12 protein-coding genes are annotated in these 22,009 nt (G+C 40.3%); 5 read left to right on the forward strand and 7 right to left on the reverse strand.

Annotated features, from left to right (window positions below; genetic code table 11):
- Nucleotides 1-86: 86 nt before the first annotated feature.
- A complete protein-coding gene (locus D0T60_RS05890) occupies nt 87-260 on the forward strand; it encodes a hypothetical protein (protein WP_370524392.1) in 174 nt (57 codons plus the stop codon).
- Nucleotides 261-276: 16 nt separating this feature from the next.
- Nucleotides 277-897 (forward strand): HAD family phosphatase, encoded by a 621-nt coding sequence (locus tag D0T60_RS05895; RefSeq protein ID WP_163217231.1) that lies wholly within the window; start codon nt 277-279, stop codon nt 895-897.
- Nucleotides 898-916: 19 nt separating this feature from the next.
- Here the strand turns inward: D0T60_RS05895 and D0T60_RS05900 are convergent, their stop codons facing one another.
- Nucleotides 917-3,349 carry an AraC family transcriptional regulator gene (locus D0T60_RS05900; RefSeq protein ID WP_163217232.1) on the reverse strand — a complete coding sequence of 811 codons (2,433 nt, stop codon included), beginning with the start codon at nt 3,347-3,349 and terminating at the stop codon, nt 917-919.
- A gap of 161 nt (nt 3,350-3,510) precedes the next feature.
- Between D0T60_RS05900 and D0T60_RS05905 the strand changes: the two genes are divergently transcribed.
- Both D0T60_RS05905 and D0T60_RS05910 read left to right on the forward strand, forming a co-directional pair.
- The gene (locus tag D0T60_RS05905) at nt 3,511-5,094 is read left to right on the forward strand and encodes a glycoside hydrolase family 31 protein (RefSeq protein ID WP_163217233.1); all 1,584 of its coding nucleotides are present in this window, start codon (nt 3,511-3,513) and stop codon (nt 5,092-5,094) included.
- An 8-nt stretch (nt 5,095-5,102) separates the two neighbouring features.
- Entirely contained in the window at nt 5,103-6,881 is a 1,779-nt protein-coding gene (locus D0T60_RS05910) for an alpha-L-rhamnosidase C-terminal domain-containing protein (RefSeq protein WP_163217234.1), read from the forward strand.
- Nucleotides 6,882-6,952: 71 nt separating this feature from the next.
- Here the strand turns inward: D0T60_RS05910 and D0T60_RS05915 are convergent, their stop codons facing one another.
- The 5 genes from D0T60_RS05915 to D0T60_RS05935 form a co-directional block, all read right to left on the reverse strand.
- Nucleotides 6,953-9,481: a glutaminase family protein gene (locus D0T60_RS05915; protein ID WP_163217235.1), complete on the reverse strand. Its 2,529-nt coding sequence runs from the start codon at nt 9,479-9,481 to the stop codon at nt 6,953-6,955.
- Nucleotides 9,482-9,633: 152 nt separating this feature from the next.
- Nucleotides 9,634-11,799: a hypothetical protein gene (locus tag D0T60_RS05920; protein WP_163217273.1), complete on the reverse strand. Its 2,166-nt coding sequence runs from the start codon at nt 11,797-11,799 to the stop codon at nt 9,634-9,636.
- Nucleotides 11,800-11,880: 81 nt separating this feature from the next.
- A complete protein-coding gene (locus tag D0T60_RS05925; RefSeq protein WP_163217236.1) occupies nt 11,881-12,717 on the reverse strand; it encodes an FAD:protein FMN transferase in 837 nt (278 codons plus the stop codon).
- Nucleotides 12,718-12,736: 19 nt separating this feature from the next.
- A complete protein-coding gene (locus tag D0T60_RS05930) occupies nt 12,737-13,885 on the reverse strand; it encodes a glycoside hydrolase family 76 protein (protein ID WP_163217237.1) in 1,149 nt (382 codons plus the stop codon).
- Nucleotides 13,886-13,887: 2 nt separating this feature from the next.
- On the reverse strand, nt 13,888-16,137 hold the full coding sequence (locus D0T60_RS05935; RefSeq protein WP_239059503.1) for a GH92 family glycosyl hydrolase: 2,250 nt from the start codon (nt 16,135-16,137) through the stop codon (nt 13,888-13,890).
- A gap of 711 nt (nt 16,138-16,848) precedes the next feature.
- Between D0T60_RS05935 and D0T60_RS05940 the strand changes: the two genes are divergently transcribed.
- Nucleotides 16,849-19,395 (forward strand): kelch repeat-containing protein, encoded by a 2,547-nt coding sequence (locus tag D0T60_RS05940; protein ID WP_163217239.1) that lies wholly within the window; start codon nt 16,849-16,851, stop codon nt 19,393-19,395.
- A 126-nt stretch (nt 19,396-19,521) separates the two neighbouring features.
- Here the strand turns inward: D0T60_RS05940 and D0T60_RS05945 are convergent, their stop codons facing one another.
- Nucleotides 19,522-21,987, reverse strand: coding sequence for a glutaminase domain-containing protein (locus tag D0T60_RS05945; RefSeq protein WP_163217240.1), 2,466 nt, complete (start codon nt 21,985-21,987; stop codon nt 19,522-19,524).
- Between the last annotated feature and the right edge of the window lie 22 nt (nt 21,988-22,009).

Below are 22,009 nucleotides of genomic sequence, written 5' to 3' on the forward strand. Positions count from 1 at the left end.
AGAGAAAAGACAAAATCATTGACTAACTTTGTACCAGTTTTTACTTGATCATGAAAAAGATTGATTTATAATGGTACTCGCCACAAATGAGGATTTCTATCGGCAGGTATATCAGGTTATGGGTAGCAAATTCGCAAGGACGCTTGGCGCCGGGATGGGCAGAACAGAAATCGCTTTTGGAAGCAGAGGGAGTTATATTCAAAAGTAATGGTGATGTAAATATGAAAAAGAGTCGTTGGGAATGGGAAAACGTTTCCTGACATAAAAACAGGTATTATGATAAAGAATTTAGTTTTTGATTTTGGAGGAGTGATTGTCGATATCAATCGAGAGAATGCGGTAAAACGTTTCGAAGCAATCGGAGTTTCCAATGCCGAAGAGCTATTAGACAAATACCATCAGAAAGGAATCTTTTTGGAGGTAGAAAACGGACGTATTACTGCGGAAGAGTTTTGTAAGAAGTTAGGCAAGATGTGTGGAAAAGAAATATCATACGAAGAAGCCCGCCAGGCATGGTTGAGTTTTTTTGTTAATGATCCGCAATATCGGTTAGATTACATAGCCGAACTTCGTAAGAAATATAAAGTATATATACTTAGCAATACCAATCCTTTTGTGATGAGCTGGGCACGTAGTCCGGAGTTTACTTCCCAAGGAAAACCGTTGGATGATTATGCCGATAAACTATATCTTTCCTATCAGGTAAGACAAGTAAAGCCTGATAAAGAAATCTTTGAATATATGATTAAAGATGCCAATTTGAATCCAGACGAAACCTTGTTTATCGATGATGGAGCAGCTAATGTGAAGATGGGAAGAGAACTGGGCTTTTTAACGCTTCAACCCATCAATGGAAAAGACTGGAGAGGGAAACTGAGCGAGATGTTGCAGTATTAATTTAGAGCCCGCAGTTGCCTTACCTGTAATTTGTAGGCAACACCCCAAACATCTTCTTAAAAGCCTGTGTAAAATAGCTCGGGCTACTAAAACCAACTTCATAAGCAACTTCGGATACAGTCAACTTCCCTTTTTTGAGAAGCTCTGCTGCCCGTTTCAGCCGGATGGTCTTAACAAATTCAGTGGGTGTATTACCAGTGATGGAATTTATCTTCCGGTATAAACTTACGCGGCTCATGGCCATATCCTGACTAAGATCTTCGATAGAGTATTCGGAGTTGCTTATATTCTTCTCAATCATATTCAGCACATTCTCTATAAATTCTTTGTCCGGAGAGGAAATGGTAATATCATTGGGAGTAACCTCAGTCTCTTTTTCAAATGCTTGTTGCTGTTCCGGCTTTTGATAAGCCATATATTTCCAGACAAATACGCTAATGAGCAACAACGCAGCCAGCGCATAGCAAACATAAGCCAAGTTGGTTTTGTACCAGGCAGGCAGACATTTCACCTGCATAGTAGTAGCACGTTCGCTCCACAAACCATCTTGGTTGCTTGCTTTTAAAACAACGATTCCGTTGGTTCCGCCTACATGTACTTTTCCTTCTTCATCTTTGCAGATTGACAGGAAGTTATCCAGATTTATAGAAGGATCTGTGTTACGAATCATACGAAATGTTTGTTTCGCTGTATTATATACAATTATTTTCTGATCGGATAATATCCATAGATTATTCTCATTATCCGATAGAATATCGTGTATCACATCGCCACCAAAATCGTATTTAAAGGTGTATTGGGTAAAAGTCTGAGCTTGGGAGTTGTAATAATAAATGCGATTATGTTGGGTTTTGACCCACACATTGCCGCCGGGAGTAACAGATAATCTGGCGTAATTATGATCTTCCTGAGGGCTGTATTGTGATTTTTTTCCATCAGGCGAAAGCCTCAGAAATCCATTCGATTCGGTGGCTACAAATATATCTCCGTTTCGGGAGGAAGTAATGCAATTGATGATTCCTGTGTTCTCCCAGGCTTTGTGCATCTCTTTTGTTTGCAGGTTATATCGGAACAGGTTATAGCTGGTACCGATCCAGAGATTGCCCGAATAATCTTCATGGAGTCCTCTTATTCTTTCGTGAGTCACTGCCGGTATTGTACAGACCGGAGACTCTGTTAAACTATCATTTTGAACCTGAATATGAATCACTTGGGAATTGTGCTTAATTGCAAAAATACCATCCCGGCTTTTTGATTGTTCGAAAGCTGCCAATAATCCTCCATGCGGATAGACCGTAAAATGATTATCGGCTACCCTGTAAAAAGAGAGGTTCAAACGTAGTTGCCAGAACCAATAGGAACCTTTTTCATAAATTAAATTTAGTGGAGCCACCGGAAAACCAAGTTTTTCTTTCACCAACGGCAATTCATAACGTGTGATGGATGCTTGCTGAAATGAGAGGATGAAAGAAGGTGGATAATTACTTGCTATCCATAAACGACCCGAACGATCACTGCTTATGTTATGAACAATTTTCTTTCCTGCCGGAAGAAAATCAGTAGTGGGCAGCGGACTAAGCGAGTTTTCTTCCGTAATTTCATAAACATATAGATCTTTCATAGTAGTAACCCAGACATTACCCCGCACACTATCTTGTGCTATACTGTTAATCTGTTTCCTTAATGGATCACTTTCTTCGGTTGCAGTTTGCGGAACAAACATTTTCTCCGGATCTTTTTCTTTGGGATCGAAGCGGACAATTCCTTTCCCCCAGGTTCCTATCCAAAAATAAGGAGATTTGGAGTCTTCTATGATGCAGGTGGGATTTTCCTGAAAAGCCCAGGGGTAAGGTATGAAACGATCTTGATCAACATCATATTTAAAAAGTCCTCCCCGCCATTGAATAACCCATAATGTGTGTTGGCTATCTTCATACAGATGATAAATATTTCGCGATTCTCCATGCCAGTATGTTTGGTAAACGCCTAACTTTTGTCCTTGCGCATTATAACGATATAGTTCGTTCTTTGTGCCCACCCAAATGCTGCCGTCTGAAGTCGCAAAAATGGCATTGATAACCCATCCCTTTATGGTTTGATCTGGTAGGGGCATTACTTGATAATTGCTTTTATCCAATATGTACACTCCTCGCTTTGTCCCAAACCAGATTTTCCGTTCCTTGTCTTCTGTAATGCAGGTAATATGATTACTTTCGAGTAGGTCCGGGGTGTTTGAATCTGAACGGAATGCTTTCACATCATATCCATCATACCTGAAAAGTCCTTCTTTGCTTGTTGCATACCACATAAGTCCCTCCGAATCCTGAAAGATGGAATAGATATCTCCGGTAGGTAACAGATTCTTTGCAGGTATATTAGATAGAGTAATTTGCTGGGCAATTAATGGAATTTGTATAAAGAGAAGGAGTAATATAAGTAATTGTGTCTTCATAAAATATGATTAATCTGATGATATCCGGCGCGCAAACTTAGTGAAAATATACCAAAATATGATGCTATGTAACCTCATTAACATTCGCTGAAACGTGTGTAACATCCGTTCAGGTGTTTTTTGGCTTATATTTGCAGCAATAATATTAATGTGAATAAACCATGAAAAAAAATTTGCTATTATTTCTCTCACTCTTTTTTTCTTTATCTCTTTTCTCTCAAAACAAGGTACTCATCAAACCTGTTGTCGGTGAGTATTGGTGGGGTGGTGCTGTTGGTATTGGTTCGCAAATGCCCTATATACAACCTTTGGAGGAATACGATCTTGCCTCGAAAAATAACAATAATCAGGTTGTCCCTTTACTTCTTTCCAATAAAGGCAGATATGTTTGGACGGAAAAGCCTTTTCGATTTTCTGTTTCGAACGAAGGAATTACCATTCAATCTGATTTTGAGAATATATCCGTAACCACCGCAGGCACTACGTTAAGAGATGCCTATAAAGAAGCTTGTGGCAAGTACTTTAAGCCCAGTGGCGTATTGCCCGATACTTTGTTCTTCACCATGCCTCAATATAATACATGGATTGAACTGATGTATAACCAAAATCAGGAAGATATCCTTAAATATGCGCGCGGTATTATAGATAACGGATTTCTTCCCGGCGTTCTGATGATTGATGATAACTGGCAACGCTATTATGGAAACTTTGATTTCAGGGCAGAAAAATTTTCCGACCCGAAAGCAATGGTGAAAGAATTGCATGATATGGGGTTCAAAGTAATGTTGTGGATATGTCCGTTCGTATCAGCAGATAGCCCGGAATGCAGGTTCCTTCATTCAAAGAATTATCTGATTAAGCATAAAAATGGTAAACCGGCTATTATAAGTTGGTGGAATGGTCAGAGTGCTTGTTATGACTTAACAAATCCCGAAGCATCCGCCTATTTTGTATCTATTCTGAAGAATATGCAAAAGGAATATGGCATTGATGGGTTTAAGTTCGATGCAGGCGATAACAGTTTCTATACAAGTAAAGACCTGGTATGTTATCAAAAAGATGCCATATCTGTGGATCATACGAAAGTCTGGGCACAAATTGGACTTCAATTTCCCGTGAATGAATACAGAGCATGCTGGCAAATGGGTGGTGAGGCACTGGTGCAACGTTTGGGTGATAAGCAGTATTCGTGGGATGCCGTTCAATCACTCATTCCTCAAATGACTGCCGCGGGGTTGCTGGGATATGCTTATACCTGTCCGGACATGATTGGCGGTGGCCAATACCGTTCTTTCCTGAACATGGATCCCGATAAATTTAATCAGACTTTGATTATACGTTCAGCACAGGTACATGCACTAATGCCTATGATGCAATTTTCCGTGGCACCCTGGCGGATACTGAATAAAGAGAATCTTGAAATCGTAAGAAATATGGCAAAACTTCACGAAAGCATGGGGTCTTACATTATGCAATGTGCCAGAGAATCTGCAACGACGGGAGAGCCTATTGTAAGACATATAGAGTATTCATTTCCGGGAGAAGGTTTTGCCGAATGCAAAGATCAGTTCATGTTAGGAGATAAATATATGATTGCTCCTGTGGTAACTCAAACAAATATTCGAACGATTAAACTGCCGAAGGGTCGATGGAAAGATGATTTGGGGAAGATACACAAAGGTGGAAAAACAATAACATTGGAGGTACCTTTAAATAGGTTGCCGTATTTTGAGAAGATAAAATAGATAACCACATGAAGAAAAGCATATTAATCTCATTTTTATTGGTAGCAGGAATACAGCTATCGAACTTAAAAGCAGAAATTCCTCCGGTTTTCGGTGTTGAATATCAAGATAAAATTCAAAAGGACGAATTAACTCGCGCATTTATTTCTCCTCAACGAATTGTTTGGAAATATGAAGGTGATGGTCGTCTTATCAACAATGAAGAAGTATTGCTAAAACAAGGAAATAGTCAGGCAGAAATGGGCAAACGCAATATGTGTACAATGATGAGTACAGAAAATGAAACATCCTCTATTCTGCTTGATTATGGAAAAGAGCTACATGGCGGACTACAACTAATAACAGGAGGTTCCTCCCGTCGTGAGCCTTCTTTAGTACGTATACGTTTTGGAGAATCGGTAGGAGAGTGTAACAGTCAAACAGCTAATAGTGGATGGAGAGTAGGCTATTCTACTGATGATCATGGCAAGCGGGATATCATCATGGAGATTCCTCGTGAAGGAACCCTTGAAATAGGAAATACGGGTTTTCGTTTTGTGCGTATTGATTTACTGCAAAAGAATACAACTATACGCTTGAAGGAAGCTCGTGCTATTCTTCGATATCGGGATATTCCTTACCAGGGTACTTTTAAAAGCAACGACGATAGACTCAATAAAATTTGGCTGACCGGGGCTTATACCGTACATCTGAACATGCAGGAGTTTTTATGGGATGGTATTAAACGAGATCGGGTGATCTGGTTGGGCGATATGCATCCCGAAGTTGCAACCATCATGAGTGTATTTGGAGCTAACGAAATAGTTCCTCGTACACTTGATCTTGCCTGTGAGCAATTTCCTTTGCCCAAATGGATGAATGACATGAGCGCCTACTCCTTATGGTATCTGATTATTCAGTATGATTGGTATATGCACAGTGGAAACCGGAAGTTTTTGGAAAAACATAAAGCTTATATCTTAGGGTTAATCGACCAGATAGATGATAAAATAGATAAAGAAGGTAAGGAAACATTGGCAAAGAAGCGTTTTCTGGATTGGCCTTCATCCTCTAACGAAGAAGGAGTGGAGGCAGGCTACCGGGCACTTATTGTATGGGCTATGCAAGATGCTCAAAAATTATGTAATTTATTGGAAGAACCTGTATATGCCCAGAAAGCCGGAGCATGTGTAGAACGAATGAATCGTTATATTAAAGAACCTCATAACCTAAAACAAGCAGCATCATTAATGGCTATTGCAGGCATAATAAATCCAAAGAAAGCCTGTGAAGAAGTTGTTTCCGTGGGAGGAGCCAAAGGATTCTCTACTTTTTACGGATATTATATGCTACAAGCGCAAGCTTTAGCCGGGGAGTATCAGGAAGCAATGAATATAATTCGTCAGTTTTGGGGAGCTATGCTCGACATGGGTGCCACAACTTTCTGGGAAGACTTCAATATGGAATGGTTGGAGAATGCTGCTCCTTTAGATGAAATGATTCCTCCCGGAAAGAAAGATATACATGGAGATTTCGGTGCTCATTGCTATCCGGGTTTTCGTCATAGTCTTTGTCATGGTTGGGCATCAGGCCCTACGGCTTGGATGACAGAACACATTTTGGGTGTGCAAGTAATGGAACCTGGTTGTAAAGTAATAAAGATAGAACCTCATTTGGGTGATCTTGAATGGGTGGAAGGTACTTATCCGACACCTTATGGAATAGTTGAAATCAGGCATACAAAAGATGCCAATGGAAAAATTACTTCTAAGGTAAAGGCACCGAAGGGGGTTAAAATAGAGAAGTAGCGTTATCAGAACAAACTAAAGGATCTGTAGAAAAACCGTACTGCGGTTATCTTACAGATCCTTCATTTTATTTACTTCTTCAGCATCTTATCACTCAACATCTTCATATAATAACCTCCTACTACTGAGCGAGCCTGGAAGCCAACATGCGTTTTGCTATCCGTGTTATACCAGTCGCTCATAGGTATTCTGTCAGTAGTTTCGTTGGTCCATTTATAGATTGGAGAGATAAAGGTTTTGAATGTTTCCGCATCATCTGCCAAGGTAGCTGTCCAGATAATCCAGTCGGATTTGCTATAATTTCTCCGGCTGTCAAGTGGTAGGCCATAGACGTTTTGCTTGGTCAGGTAATAAGCTAATTCTTTTTGAGCTACGGAAGCAGGGAATACATCTAACTTCAATAGCTTGTTCCATACTAAGTTGTATTTCTGGCTCCATGTACCTGCTTTGTCGAAGGTGAGTTTGTAATGATCGCCATCGTCTGCCATCTTCATCCATTCTTGCGCCATTTCTTTGGCTTTGTTGATGTACTTCTCTGCAATGTCTTTTTTGCCGAGCATATCAGCTAAATAACCATAAGAGGCAATACCCATGATGGCTTTTACGGATAGGTTCACGTTGTGAGCAAAGTGCCCTGCAAAGTCGTCTGTACAAAGTTGGTTTTCAGGGTCGAGTCCTTTTTCCACTAAATAATCTGTCCAGATGGTTAATACTTTCCAGTGCTTCTCTGCGTATTCCGCATTACCTTCCATAGCGGCAATGGCGGCTGTAAGAGTTAGCATATTTCCAGCTTCTTCTACAGGCATATCTCCACCGTAAGTTTGTCCGTTGGCTAATGGATAAGTACCAACATCATGAGAGGGGAAAGGTTTTTTCCATTTGCCGCTTTCGCTGTAATAGAAGATGTGGTTTAGCAATCCTTTGGCAAGTTCGGGGTTGTAATATAAAAATAGGGGAGCCGATGGATAGGTTACATCCACTGTTCCTATAGAACCATTACTAAAGTTTTCTTTAGATAAGAATGCTAAATCTCCATTCGGAGTTTCTACCAATTTATGAGCAGATATAGCCTGACGATAAGCAAGAGCACAGAGCTCAGCGTATTCTTTGCCGCCTGCTGCTTGTGCTTCCTTCATGAGTTGAGCATCAAAATCGGCACATGTTTTCATTAATTTGCTATATTCATTGGTAGCTTTCTGGATTTGATCGAGAATAGTAAGATTACCTTTGCGATTCCAGTAGGGGCGAAGGTTATCTCCAAAGTACTGGATCGAATAAAGATCATCATAAGCCAGCATCACATATCCCGAAGTGTGTTTGGCATCTACCTTGCCTAAGTTATGAGCAATGGAGAGTGCTTCCAGCTCTTCTGTTAGGTCGCCTTTTGAACTTGGATTGTAGGTGTTATCTAAGCTTCCTGTTTCAAGGAATTGTTTTTGTATCTGCGTAGATTTACCAATGGCAGAGAAAACGTTATTTTGTTTGGGAGCCGAGAAATAAACATACCCCCAGTCGATACGGATGTTATCGCCTGATCTGTCGAGTACCTTTTGAGTCTTGGTTCCTGATTTCAGCAGGTGAAGTTTGGCATCTGCCACCTGTTCGCTTTGTACGGATTGGTGGATAACATCCTGCGCCCATTGCGGACCTGCTTCGAAGTAAACAGAAACATCATGCGTTTTTCCGTCTAATGATTTTGCCTGATAAGTAATGTAATTCACAGGACGAGTCATTAAATCCAAATCATCCATTAACAGAGGAGCTGTAAAGATGAGATCGAGTTGCACACCTCCACATTCGAAGGTATAGAAAGTTTGTGTAGGCAATACATTTACACTTTTCTGTTGTGCTTTTTTAGTGAAGATCTCTTCATTATTCTTGCGCATCCAGATACCGAAATCGAGGTAGCTTTCTCCACCTCCGTCGTTACAATGAGCAGCGATAATGTTTTTTCCCGGGCGGAAATGTTTTTTAGCTTCTTCAGAGATGCGTTCCATAGCGCCCTCGCGAGCAGAGTTGCCTGTGTTGACAAATCTGTATCCATTGATAAAGATTTCCACGCCATCATCATGCGAATATTGGATAAACAAATCACGATCGAGCATTTCTTTGTCAATGTTTACTTCTCGACGCACCCAGATATCAGGAGTTCTCCAACTGGTGATTGCTTTTAATCTTCCGGGAGAACCGAAAGAACCTCTTCCTTCTTTCCAGGATGAAGCATCGTAGTTTTCAGATGTCCAATCTACATCAGGCGCTTCTGTGGTATAACGAGCGAGCCAGTTTTCCTTTTCAAAGGTGGGAACAATCATTTGCATGGGTACCTTTTCTTCACCCATAAAACGGTATGCTTCGCCATCTACTTTGATGACACCTAACAGTTGTTGTTCGTACCCTGTCCAATGACGAATAGGACCGTCGTACAGGTTGTCATTAAATGACCATCCCGAAGTGTAAGGGTCGATGGTGATAAGCGGAACAGCAGGTGCTCTGAGATCGCTTTGCACGGTTGGAGCATGCACTGTTGTAGATTCGCAGGCTGCAAGAAGCGCACCTGCGGCGAAAACCGACAAGCTTTTTTTGAAGTTTCTGAAATTCATAAAGTTTTGTTTAATTGTTTAAAAGAGAAGTTCTCTTCTTAAAATATTTAGTGATGTTTATAATTGGTTTATATTATTCAGAACACAGAGGCACAAAGCCACAGAGCAATTAATTAAACCTCTGTGCCTTTGTGTCTTTGTGTTCATTATCATTAAAAGTCTATTTCAACCCGAACCCCATCAGGGTTATTCTCGAAAGAAACAAATAATGTTTTGCTTGCTTCATGCCATTCCCATGTGCTGTTCACAGCTTCATTTTGGTTTGCATCCATAAATTTGCATTCTTCGGGTTGCTTTGGCAGAAAGATACGCATTACATTGGTACTTTCGATAGGACTCTTTGCTAAGAAAGAATAGGTGTTCTTTTCTATCTTCTCGTCGTACACGCGTGCGGCAGTGGCCAGTACTTGTGGTTTCTTTTTATTGCTTACCTTATTTATATTGTAAAGCATAGATTGATGATTGGGCTGTACTTCCTTTTGTGTAATTACGGGTAAAGACGGATCGTACAAATCAATAAACAAACCTTCTATGCGATAAGGAGTTGGGTCGATGCTTTCGTCCAGTACAGATATTAATTCGTAGTTGCCACGTTGTAGATATAGACTGTTTTTGAAAGTCAATGTTCCTGCTTTGGCAGTTTGCTCATAGAGGTTTTTAACTACTTCGATGAGTTCACGGTCGCCTTCCTTATTTAATACGTATTCTTTAGGATCTTTACGAAGTACATAAAGAGTTCCTTTTCCTATCTTATAGGCACCTTCGGCAGGAGCAGACTCTAAACCGAGCTTTTCGAAAAGATGTGCCGAAGCAGTGAGATATTGATTTCCTTCCTGATTCCACCACTCGCGCACAGTTTGGAAAGGATCGTTATCCCGTCCGCTGTAAACCACGATACCTCCTTTTTTGATCCAGTCGGCAAGGTGTTCATGGGCTTTAGGCTCCAAGGGCTTCATATTGGAATAAGTCATTAATAAGATGCGTGTATCTTTTAAAGTACCTGAGTAGGATAGGTTTTCGATATGTGCAATGCTTACAGGAACTCCTCTTTTAAGGAAAGGCAATGCCTGTCCGTAGAAATTGCTTAGCTGCGGATCATCATACCCTTCGTGAGTAGGGAAGCGTTGGAACATTAAAGAGTTCCCCATCAATACACTGATTCCTTGAGAACCGCTTACTTTGTTGTTAGATAGAGACATATCGTTCAACGCATTCACCATTACATGCATTTGAGTAGCATACTTGCGGGGAATGCGTGCTTTTTCTTTGCTTCCCGCGGATACATTATATAGTCCTTCGTATACGCGTTCGGGCCAGGGCATTATCTCGTAGTTGTCAATGTCGGGATAGAGTAGTTGAGCAGTAAAGGTAGCCTGATAGTTTTTACGATAATCTTCCCAATCGCGTGGCCAGTCTTCAATGGGGTCTGTCAGGAAGAACATTTTACGTCCTGTGGGAGCTGTCATCGATTGCATGCTGCCATATTCGAGAAAGGCCGTCTCGAATACACGTTCGCGGTAGTTCCCGTTATAGAAATTGGGCTCGCGGGAAGTACCTGTCCATACCTGTGCAATATATCCATCTACGCAAGGCATAGAAGCAAGGCTTGCTTCAGGACTGACAATCTGCCACTGAGAATAATTAACCAATGAGTGTGTAGGAACGTAACAGCGTATGTTCATACCCTTACTTTTTCCATATTCTTTGGCGTAGGTAAAAACATCTTCCAGCGCACGATAGTACAACTGATATTTTAGTTTGCTACTTAACCAAGTGTTTTCGGGAGATTCATGTTGAGGCCTCCAGGGAAAACCGTAATACTCTTGCCATTCTTTTTTGAAGGCATCACTATATCCTGCGCGTGCCCAGAATTCGGGCTCTTCCATGTAGATGGCATCGATGCCTGCGTCAATGACGCGTTTCACATGCATCTCTTTGATGTATTTCAGGTAGTTTTTGGAGGGAACAATGTAGGGAACCATGCGTCCGTGCCAGATGGTATCTCCGTTTTGTTGTACCTGTCCTTCGTCCAGGTGCCACTTTCCGTCCCATTGCCCGGTGAAGTAATCCTGGTATTCTCCCCAGGCAATACCTGTCATGAAGTGGGTGCCATATCCTCTGTCTTGCCAGGACTTAACACGGTCTTCAAATTGAATACGTTTGGATTTATCGCTTGGATTTCCTCCTACACCGTAAATAATAGCCGCATCTCCTCGGTTGTCGATGGTGGGGCGCCACTCACGGGAAGTCTGGAATACAGTCTTTTCTTTGTTGGTTGTTTCTGCGGTGGTATTTGTCTTACAACTATAGGTAAACATTGAAAGAGCAATAGCCGCAATAAATAGTGGTGCAGTTGTGGTATGCGTTTTAAGGTTTTTAATTAACATGGTATTTAGGGTTTAGCTGTATTTAATAAATAAATGTTTGCTTTGGATCGTTTTTAGCAGTTCTTCCCGCTGTGTTTCTGAGGCTGCAAATATAGCCGTCGATAATATTTCGCCTTCTGCTCCGGTGTTGGTGATGACGGCTGCTTGCCCGGCTCCTTCTACCCATCTTCCGCTTTCGGGAGAAATGATGTGCTTACGTTCGAAGGAATCATTTCCCGAAGTAGTCAGGCAATTATTGTGCAGATGAACAGATTCTTCATTAACAAGATCGGGGCTTTTGCCAAAACTGATTTTCCATCCGTTTCCGTTGGGATGATCTCCAAGTGCCAGTACAGAGCTATTTCCCATGTTGATTAGAGCATTGGACTGCTGGTGTTGGCATAATATTTCTCTGATTTTGTCTAAAGCATATCCTTTCAGGAAGCCCGAAAGATCTATTCGGGTTCCTACTTGTGTGTAGTAGATGCTTTGATTCTCTGCTATCAGCGAGATGTCGGCAATTCTGCCGGGAGCGTAATTATCAGATTGAATAGTGATATCGAAACAACCCAGGGTCTTGGGGTAATATTCGATACATATTTCAATCATCTCATATAAATCCTTACTAATACTAACAGGAGATAGGGCAGCGGTATGATTTACCCGGTATAGCTCGCTTTCGGTGTTATAAAAGTTACCGATTTTCTCTAAACGGATTAATTCATTGTATATCTCTTCAACTATCAGCTTAAGCGAAACTTCGGGTTTACCGTAGATCAGAATATCTACCCGGGTATGCATGGCTGTGAACCAGGCGTATAATAATCCTTCGTCTTCGTTCTGCTGTTTATATATTTGTTGAATCGACATACAATGATGGTTTCCTAACTTATGGAATGACTTGCATTAACGCCGGGCATGCACTTGCATCATACACTTCTAAAACTTCTGTGGGGCAAGGTTTGTTGAAATCTTTATAGGTAAGATTACGGGCATCCCTGTTTTTCCATCCGTTTTCAATATTATAACGCATCCATGGCAGGTATTGCTTTTGGTTGCAATCTTCTATTAAACGAATGATGTATTCTGCAAATATAGCAGTATATATTCCTTGTTCAACCCCATTTTCTACAAAAAGAATCCCTTTGCTGTCAGACATTTTGTTTTTTACATAGTCTGCCGCTAATATGGCATCTTGTTTATAAAACTCTTCTCCGGTTTCTTTATAAAGCATTACTGCGGCACCGATGCAGGTAGCTTGGTTATATACGTGTGTTTTCCAAGCGGGGCGACCATTGCCGTGCTTCGAGTCGGCTACTTTCCCATCAGAAAGGTCGAAGACGTTTTCTCGCGACCAACGATAGATTTCTTTGGCTTTATTCAGGTATTCCTTTTTCTCGGTAATGTTGTATAAAGTCATGGCAGCAATAACGGTAGGGTAGTTGATGCATGACATTTTCCCTTTGGCGGGGTCTTTAAACATCCAGAACATACCTCCGTTTTCAGGATCGTAAGAGCCTTTATCGCCTACCTTTTCCGAACCATTCCACACACGGTCGAAACCCGATTCGGATAAAGCAAGATAACGCTGGTTCTCGGTTAGCTCATATCCTCTTGCTAAAGAGATAACCCACCACATGATGTCGTCGTAAATAAACCACTCTTTTTCGTTATGCCAGTCGAAATTGGCATATTGGCGTTTCATTCCTTCGAAGAAATCATTCAGGCTGTTCAGGTATTTGGCATCGCCTGTGCGTTTGTAGGCATTGGTCAACATATCCCAATACATGGCTTGTGTCCAGATGGCAGCTCTTTTTTTACATTCAGTTGTTTCGTAATAAACTCCAAAATCTTTGTTGTAGAAGGTACTGTGGAATGCGTCGATGGCAAGGGTGGCGGCTTCCTGAGCCGCCTTTTCTTTCTTCTTTTTATTAACCGGAGAAGAAGCCGATGCGGTATTATGCATCGAAATTCCGGTTAATAAAAGAAGTACAATAATAAATGTTCTCTTTGAGTTGATTTGTATGGTATGCGTCATGGTTATTTTCTTTTCTTTTCATTAGAGAATGAATATGGGAAATCTTCTTTATCTACACCTCTGTTCTTGTTAGGAGTAGGAGACATTTCGAAGTTGATTGTTGCTCCATCCATTAGTGTTTTGTGAGTTAGGTAGTTTTTTGAATAGTTGTTTCCATTCACTGTCATTGTATTCACATAACGGTTTTTCTTGTTGTTCTCCGGTGCATTGATAACAACTTTCTTACCGTTTTCCAGTTCAAGTGTTACCTTTTTAAATAAAGGAGAACCTAAAATATATTCATCTGTTCCGGGACAAACAGGATAGAATCCTAAAGCAGAGAATACATACCAGGCAGAAGTTTGTCCGTTATCCTCGTCGCCACAATAGCCGTCGGGGTAAGGGGTGTACATCTTATTCATAACTTCGCGTGTCCAGTACTGAGCTTTCCATGGTTCGCCCGAATAGTTATATAGGTAAATCATGTGTTGAATGGGTTGATTACCGTGCGCATAGTTCCCCATGTTCATGATTTGCATTTCGCGTATTTCGTGAATCACAGAACCATAGTAGCTTTCGTCGAACAAAGGAGGTACATTGAACACAGAGTCCATCATAATATTGAAGTCTTTTTGACCTCCCATTAAGTCGATCAATCCTTGCGGATCGTGGAATACCGACCAAGTGTAGTGCCAACTGTTTCCTTCGGTAAAGGCATCTCCCCATTTCAACGGGTTGAATGGCGATTGGAATTTGCCATCTTTATTTTTTCCTCTCATTAATTTATGCTCAGGGTCGTAGAGATTCTTGTAGTTCATAGCCCTTTTAGCAAAGATGTCGATTTCCTTTTTGGGCTTTCCTAATGCTTTTCCCAGTTTATAAATTGTCCAGTCGTCATAAGCATATTCTAATGTACGGGCGGCATTCTCGTTGATATTTACATCGTAAGGAACATATCCTAATTTATTGTAATATTCATGTCCCAAACGTCCTGTAGAACTTACTTTCGGATGTACGGCATTGGCTCCGTGTACTACAGCTTCCCAAAGTGTTTCAATGTCGTATCCGCGCAATCCTTTTAAATACGCGTCGGCCACTACCGATGCAGAGTTGTTACCTACCATACATCCTCTGTGACCCGGACTCGCCCACTCAGGTAAGAAACCGCTTTCTTTATAAGTGTTTACTAAACCTTCTTGCATTTTTGCATTCATTGATGGATACATCATATTCAAGAAGGGGAACAGGCTACGGAATGTATCCCAGAAACCGGTATCGGTAAACATATATCCCGGCAACACTTCGCCATTATAAGGGCTATAGTGTACTATCTGGTTGTTTTTATCAATTTCATAAAAACTACGTGGAAACAATAAGGTACGATATAAACAAGAATAGAAAGTACGCAAGTTGTCGATATTACTATCTTCTACTTTAATTCTGCTCAATACTTTATTCCATTCGTTTCTTCCTTGAGCTGCAATTTGATCGAAACTATTAGTACCCAGCTCTTTCAGGTTTAGTTCAGCTTGATCGAAGCTTATAAATGAAGAGGCTACTTTGGCATGAACAACTTCTCCTTTTTGAGTTTGGAAACCAATAATACCCCCGGCATGATCGTGTTGAATTTCTAAGCCTGCGGTGTTGATTTGGTTTGCAGCTACAGAAGCTGTATAGGTAAATGGTTTGTCGAACTCAATCACAAAATAGTTTTTGAAGTTAGCGGGTACTCCTCCGCTATTCTTGGTGGTATATCCGATAATCTTGTTTTGTTCGGGGATAATCTTTACATAAGATCCTTTGTCGAAAGCATCTACCACTACATAAGAGTTTTCATTTTGTGGGAAAGTAAAGCGGAACATTACAGCACGTTCCGTTGGAGCAAGTTCGGTTACTACATCATAATCTGCCAGATACACTCTATAATAATATGGAGTAGCTATTTCGGACTTATGAGAGAACCAACTGGCGCGGGCATTCTGATCGAACACCGCTTTGCCTGTTACAGGCATAATGGTAAATTGCCCATAATCATTCATCCAAGGGCTGGGTTGATGGGTTTGTTTAAATCCCCTGATTTTATCTTCTGTATATTGATAAGCCCATCCGTCGCCCATTTTTCCGGTTTGAGGGGTCCAGAAATTCATTCCCCAAGGTCGGGCAATGGCAGGATACGTATTACCTGTTGATAAACTGTGTTTGGATAAGGTCCCGACCAACGTACTTACGTAATCTACCGGATCTTCTTGTTGCGCATTGGCACGAATACCCATAAAGAAACATAGAAATAAAAGAATACTAAGTTTTGTTTTCATGGAAATAATAAATATATGAATTAACTTTTTAATTATTTTCGGCTTTCATTGTAAATGTAGTAATTCAGAGGTTAATTAAACGGTTATTTTACGGTTAAAATAAGATTATTCAGCTTTATAATTTTCTTAATCAGGGAATATAACCTGTTTATAGAGTAAATAATAAGATGTACGCTCATCCTGTTTTCTCTCTCCCATGATTTTGTTTTTTGCATTTTTGCCAGCACGCCAGCACGATTCGCTTGTATCTATTTGATGTATAGTTTGTTAGACCGTGCTGGCAACCCGTGCTGGCAAGCGTGACGGCAAATTTGCCAGCACGCTCGGTTGTAATGATATTAAAATCGTCTCCTGCTTTCGTTTTTCTTGTTTGCTACCGGCAAACAACTTGTTTACTGGTAGCAAACAGTTTGTTTGCCGGTAGTAAATAATTTGCTTGTCAGTGTTATTGTATAGTAATAATACTTTTTGAAGCTTTTTTTGCACCACTTTTATTAAGCCATTTTTAGTTGTATTTGAATAAGATTTTGTAGGTATTACCCTATTTTTCCGCTTTAATTATATGGAAAAACTTGTTTTAGACTTACCTCACTTATTTCTAAGCAAAAGCTTTCAGAGTATTTTCATTATTACTATATTTGTCTGCCTACTTTTGAGACAGTGCTTATTATGAAATTACCATACGCTTTCTTATTGCCTTTTCTTTTTTTTCCTATTGTTGCCTTTGCCCAGGGAGTACGCATTCAGGGCAATGACTTTTTGATAGATGAAAGATCTTCTTATAATATATTTAGTGAAGTGCAGCCAGTATTTAGAAATCAGTTTATTTTAGATTTTGAAATAGCACCGATGAATATCCGCGAAGCTTCGGGAACAGATATCGGCTATATACTCCGTATTAAGAACAAAGAGAAAAATACTACTTATAATATCTTTTATAACGACCAAGGAGGAAGAACCGTTTTTAAATTCAACCATGAAGGACGAGATGTGTTGATCACTTCTTCTTTTGATAGACAGGCATTGCGGGAGAACCAATGGATTAAAATGCATCTTGAATTTGATTTGCAGAAAGATTCTTTACTATGGCAAATCAATGACGAACGTTTTTATGCGGGCGGACTAAGGTTGGAAAAGGAGTGGAGCCCCTGCATTCATTTTGGAAAGAGCGAGCACGTGATTGATATTCCCACTTTCGAATTGCGAAACCTCTCGGTAGGTAATTCGGATAAGATGTACAGCTTTCCGTTAAATGAAAATGAAGGCTCCGAAGTACATGATGTTCACAAAAAAGTGATAGGGCAGATCATTAACCCCGTGTGGCTTATTAACGATGCCTATTATTGGAAAAGAGAGAACTTATTCTTCCGATCTCGCCAGGTAGCTGGTTCCAATATGAATATGGATACCCAGGAGGTTTATTATTTCAATAAAGACTCTATTACCTTTTATAATGTAAATACAGGAGAGAATTATTCGCGCGTATATAAAAATGAATGTCCGGTACCTCTGAGCCTGGGGACTAATTTTATCGACCTAAAGAATAAGCAACTCTATGTATATGAGGTTTGGACGCCAACGCCGGGACATGTGATGATGGCGCAACTCGACCTCGAAACATTTCAGTGGACAGAAGTTTCTACGGAAGCATTACCTACTCAATTGCATCACCATAGTTGTTTCTTCGATGAGGCAAACCGGAGATACATTATATTTGGCGGATTTGGGAATACGCTTTATAATAAGAATTTCTATTCCTTCAATCTGGATACAAAGAAATGGGAAACATTATCCTTCAGTGGAGATGTTATTACACCCCGTTATTTTTCATCTATGGGCTATGATAAGAAAGAAAATGCTCTTTATGTTTTTGGTGGAATGGGGAATGAATCGGGCGATCAGTTTGTAGGCCGGGTATATTATTACGATTTGTACAAGATTGATTTAACAACAAACACCATTACCAAGATATGGGAGATCTCTCGCCAGGGTGAGAGTGAAAACATAGTACCCGTTCGCCATTTAATTATAGCCGATGGTAGTTTCTATACCTTATGCTACCCCGAACATTTTTCAAAAACATACTTGAAGTTGTATCGTTTTTCATTGGAAGACGGCAGTTATGAAGTGGCAGGAGATTCAATCCCCATCCTGTCGGAGAAGATAACCACTCATGCCAATTTGTATTATAACAATCGGTTCGATAAACTGTATTCCATTGTGCAAGAGTTTGATAATGATGATATTGCTTCTAATATTAAGGCTTATTCATTGTTGTTTCCTCCGGCAACTAAAGAAGAACTGACCATTTATGCAGAGAAAGAAATATCCACATCGGGTAAGCTTTGGACGATAATCTTTTTATGCCTGGGAGTGGGTTTGGTAGGAATCGTTTGGGGCACTATATACCTTTTAAGAAAGAAAAAGCAAAAAGTGTCTCCCCAAAGTGAAGAGTCCGAAACCGAAGAATTGGAGGTACTTTGGAAGTTTCCGGCAGGCAAAGAACCCACTTCGAACTCCATTTATTTGTTTGGTGAATTTATGATTCGAGACAGGAATAATCGGGATATTACTTATTTGTTAAGCACCAAGCTTAAACAGGCTTTCCTCTTGATTCTTCAATACAGTTTAAAGAATGGAATAAGCACACAAGAATTTAGTGAAGCACTATGGCCCGATAAATCCGAAGACAAAGTAAAGAACTCCCGCGGAGTTACCATCAATAATCTCCGTAAAGTATTGGGCGATTTAGATGGCATCAATCTGGTTCACGATAAAGGTTACTATAAACTACTGTTTACAGAAGAATGTTATTGCGATAGTGTAAGGTGCTTTGAAATTGTAGAAAAGAACTTAGATGGTGACTCTTTAATTGAATTGTTCACTATCTTATCCCGAGGCAAGTTTCTGGATTCCGTAGAGTTCCCGTTTGCCGATTCTTTTAAAGGGAACATGGAAGCGAAACTTGAACCGATATTATTGGTGATGATGGAGAAGAGTTATTCTTTGAAAGAGTATCCCAAAGTAATTGCTTTATGCGAAGGTTTGTTCCAGATTGATCCGCTTAATGAAGAGGCTATTGGTTATTTAGTCAGCTCTTTGGTTAAGTTAGGGATGAACGACGAGGCAAAGAAACAATATCTGTTATTTGCTACGGAGTATAAAAGAATAATGGATACGGAGTACCCGGTGCCTTTTCAGGAGTTGAAGGTTTAAAGAGCTGGGCGGTCTGATTCTGTTGTGTCTTTAAACTCTTAAAAGAGACTGTAATTTAAACTATGTCAGTAAAGAATAAATTTTAACTTTATTCACACAGCTTAAATTACAGTCTCTAAAAAACTATCAATCTTCCAACATCTTAATAAAGTATCCTCCTACTACCGAACGAGCACGGAATGACACATGCGTTTTGTCGTCTGTATTATACCAGTCGCTCATTGGTACTCTGTCGGTTGTTTCATTTACCCATTTATAGAGTGGAGAAATAAACTTCTTAAATGTTTCCGTATCATCGGCTAAAGTAGCAGTCCAGATAATCCAGTCGGATTTGGTATAGTTTTTCCGGCTGTCGAGTGGTAAGCCATAAGTGTTTTGCTTAGTCAGATAATAAGCTATTTCCTTTTGGGCTACAGAAGCAGGGAATATATCTAACTTCAATAGTTTGTTCCAGATTAAGTTGTACTTTTGACTCCAAGTACCCTCTTTATCAAAGGTAAGCTTGTAATGATCGCCATCGTCTGCCATCTTCATCCACTCTTGCGCCATTTCTTTGGCTTTGTTGGTGTACTTTTCTGCGATGTCTTTTTTGCCAAGCATATCGGCCAGGTATCCGTAAGAGGCAATACCCATGATGGCTTTTACAGAAAGGTTCACATTGTGAGCAAAGTGCCCTGCAAAGTCATCGGTACAAAGCTGATTTTCCGGATCGAGTCCTTTTTCTATTAAGTAATCTGTCCAAGTGGTTAATACCTCCCAATGCTTTTCTGCATATTTTGCATTTCCTTCAACGGCGGCAATGGCGGCTGTAAGGGTCAACATGTTTCCGGCTTCTTCCACAGGCATATCTCCGCCATACGTTTGTCCGTTGGCAAGCGGATAAGTACCTACATCATGAGCAGGGAAAGGTTTTGCCCATTTTCCGCTTTCACTGTAATAAAAGATGTGGTTCAATAATCCTTTTACCAGTTCAGGGTTATAATATAAGAATAGGGGAGCTGAAGGATAAGTTACATCTACCGTTCCTATAGAACCATTACTGAAATTTTCTTTAGATAAGAACAGCAAATCTCCATTGGGAGCCTCTACCAACTTATGAGCCGATATAGCTTGACGATAAGCCAATGCACAAAGTTCGGCATATTCTTTACCACCCTTTTCTGTGGCATCTTTCATTAGTTTATAATCAAATTCAGAAGATTTCTTCTTGAGATCATTGTATTCTATGTTTGCTTGTGAAAATACAAGTTCAATAGTTTTGTCTTCGTTTTTGTTCCAGTACGGACGTAGGTATTCTTCAAAATATTGAATAGAGTAATAATCATCATATCCAATCATTACTTTTCCGCTTAACGTTTTACCTTTTCCTAACGATTGGGCAACGGCTACATCCGCTTTGTTCTTCGTGCTGATATCTCCGGTGAGATTTCCATCTTTGGCAAATGTTTCGCGCATTTTGAATCCGTTGCCGGTGGCAAAAGAACCGTTTTGTTTCTCTGTTACTAAATAGAAATATCCCCAGTCAATGCGAAGATCGTCTCCACGTTTCTTTAAGACAGCCTGCTCGGTACTACCAATACGGGTATACAAAAGATCATCCGTTTCCAAACCATTAGAGATTGAATTCTGGCTTGGAAGATTGACTGCCCAGTTGGGTGCTGCTTCAAAGTAAATTTGAGCATCATGTTCTGCACCATCCGTAGAAGTGATCTTGTAAGAAATGTAGTTCACAGGACGTGAAATAAGCTCCAGATTATCCATCAATAACGGGGCCAGGAACGTTAACTCAAGTTGAACAGGACCGCATTGGAACACATAATGTGTTTGGGTAGCTTGTACATCCACTGATTTTTGTTCTGCTACTTGTTCAAATTGTTTTTCTTCATCGGCTTCCACATAGATACCAAAATCGACTAAAGCTCCTCCGGTACGGTTATTACAATGAGCGGCAATGGTCAGTTTATTATCCTTTATAGAATTCATCACCTCAGCCGGAAGTTCCTCAATAACATCTTTACGCCATACATATCCGGTTTTTACGACTTCAATTCCGTTTACATACAACTCGAATGTGTCATCATGAGAGTATTTCAGATATAGTTTCTTATTGCCTGCTTTTTCTTGATTGATTTCAATATCTCTACGCACCCAAATATCTTTCGTTTCCCAAAGCGTTTTTACATTTGTTTCGTCGGACGTTCCGAATGCTGCTTCGGCCACCTCCCAATTTTTATCATTGAATCCGGGAGTTTCCCATCCTTTGGCAGGTTGGTTAAATGTATATTTTCCCATCCATGCCTCATCTGTCGACATAGGTGCTATGGCTACCAGAGGGATTTTTTCTACTCCCATGAAGCGATAGGTTTGTCCGTCTACACGAAGCACACCGATAAGGGGAAACTCTTTCCCTGTCCAGTGTTTCACCGGTTCATCGTACAATTTGTCTGTCATTGACCAGGCAGAGGTATAGGGGTCAATGGTAATCAACGGATAAGCCGGAGCGCGTAAATCATTTTTAATAACCGGAATCTCCGTATCTGTTTTACATGCCATCAGGCAGATACATGAGCCTAATAATAAGATTTTCTTCATCTGTAAAATTGTTTAGTTATAA

Source organism: Bacteroides sp. 224 (assembly GCF_010500995.1).
Taxonomy (GTDB): Bacteria; Bacteroidota; Bacteroidia; order Bacteroidales; family Bacteroidaceae; genus Bacteroides.

What these genes read in the sequence shown, in the direction of transcription:
- D0T60_RS05890 (WP_370524392.1), top strand. Translation starts at nt 87, where the DNA reads ATGAGGATTTCTATCGGCAGGTATATCAGGTTATGGGTAGCAAATTCG.
- D0T60_RS05895 (WP_163217231.1), top strand. Translation starts at nt 277, where the DNA reads ATGATAAAGAATTTAGTTTTTGATTTTGGAGGAGTGATTGTCGATATC.
- D0T60_RS05900 (WP_163217232.1), bottom strand. Translation starts at nt 3,349, where the DNA reads ATGAAGACACAATTACTTATATTACTCCTTCTCTTTATACAAATTCCA.
- D0T60_RS05905 (WP_163217233.1), top strand. Translation starts at nt 3,511, where the DNA reads ATGAAAAAAAATTTGCTATTATTTCTCTCACTCTTTTTTTCTTTATCT.
- D0T60_RS05910 (WP_163217234.1), top strand. Translation starts at nt 5,103, where the DNA reads ATGAAGAAAAGCATATTAATCTCATTTTTATTGGTAGCAGGAATACAG.
- D0T60_RS05915 (WP_163217235.1), bottom strand. Translation starts at nt 9,481, where the DNA reads ATGAATTTCAGAAACTTCAAAAAAAGCTTGTCGGTTTTCGCCGCAGGT.
- D0T60_RS05920 (WP_163217273.1), bottom strand. Translation starts at nt 11,799, where the DNA reads ATGTTTACCTATAGTTGTAAGACAAATACCACCGCAGAAACAACCAAC.
- D0T60_RS05925 (WP_163217236.1), bottom strand. Translation starts at nt 12,717, where the DNA reads ATGTCGATTCAACAAATATATAAACAGCAGAACGAAGACGAAGGATTA.
- D0T60_RS05930 (WP_163217237.1), bottom strand. Translation starts at nt 13,885, where the DNA reads ATGACGCATACCATACAAATCAACTCAAAGAGAACATTTATTATTGTA.
- D0T60_RS05935 (WP_239059503.1), bottom strand. Translation starts at nt 16,137, where the DNA reads ATGGGTATTCGTGCCAATGCGCAACAAGAAGATCCGGTAGATTACGTA.
- D0T60_RS05940 (WP_163217239.1), top strand. Translation starts at nt 16,849, where the DNA reads ATGAAATTACCATACGCTTTCTTATTGCCTTTTCTTTTTTTTCCTATT.
- D0T60_RS05945 (WP_163217240.1), bottom strand. Translation starts at nt 21,987, where the DNA reads ATGAAGAAAATCTTATTATTAGGCTCATGTATCTGCCTGATGGCATGT.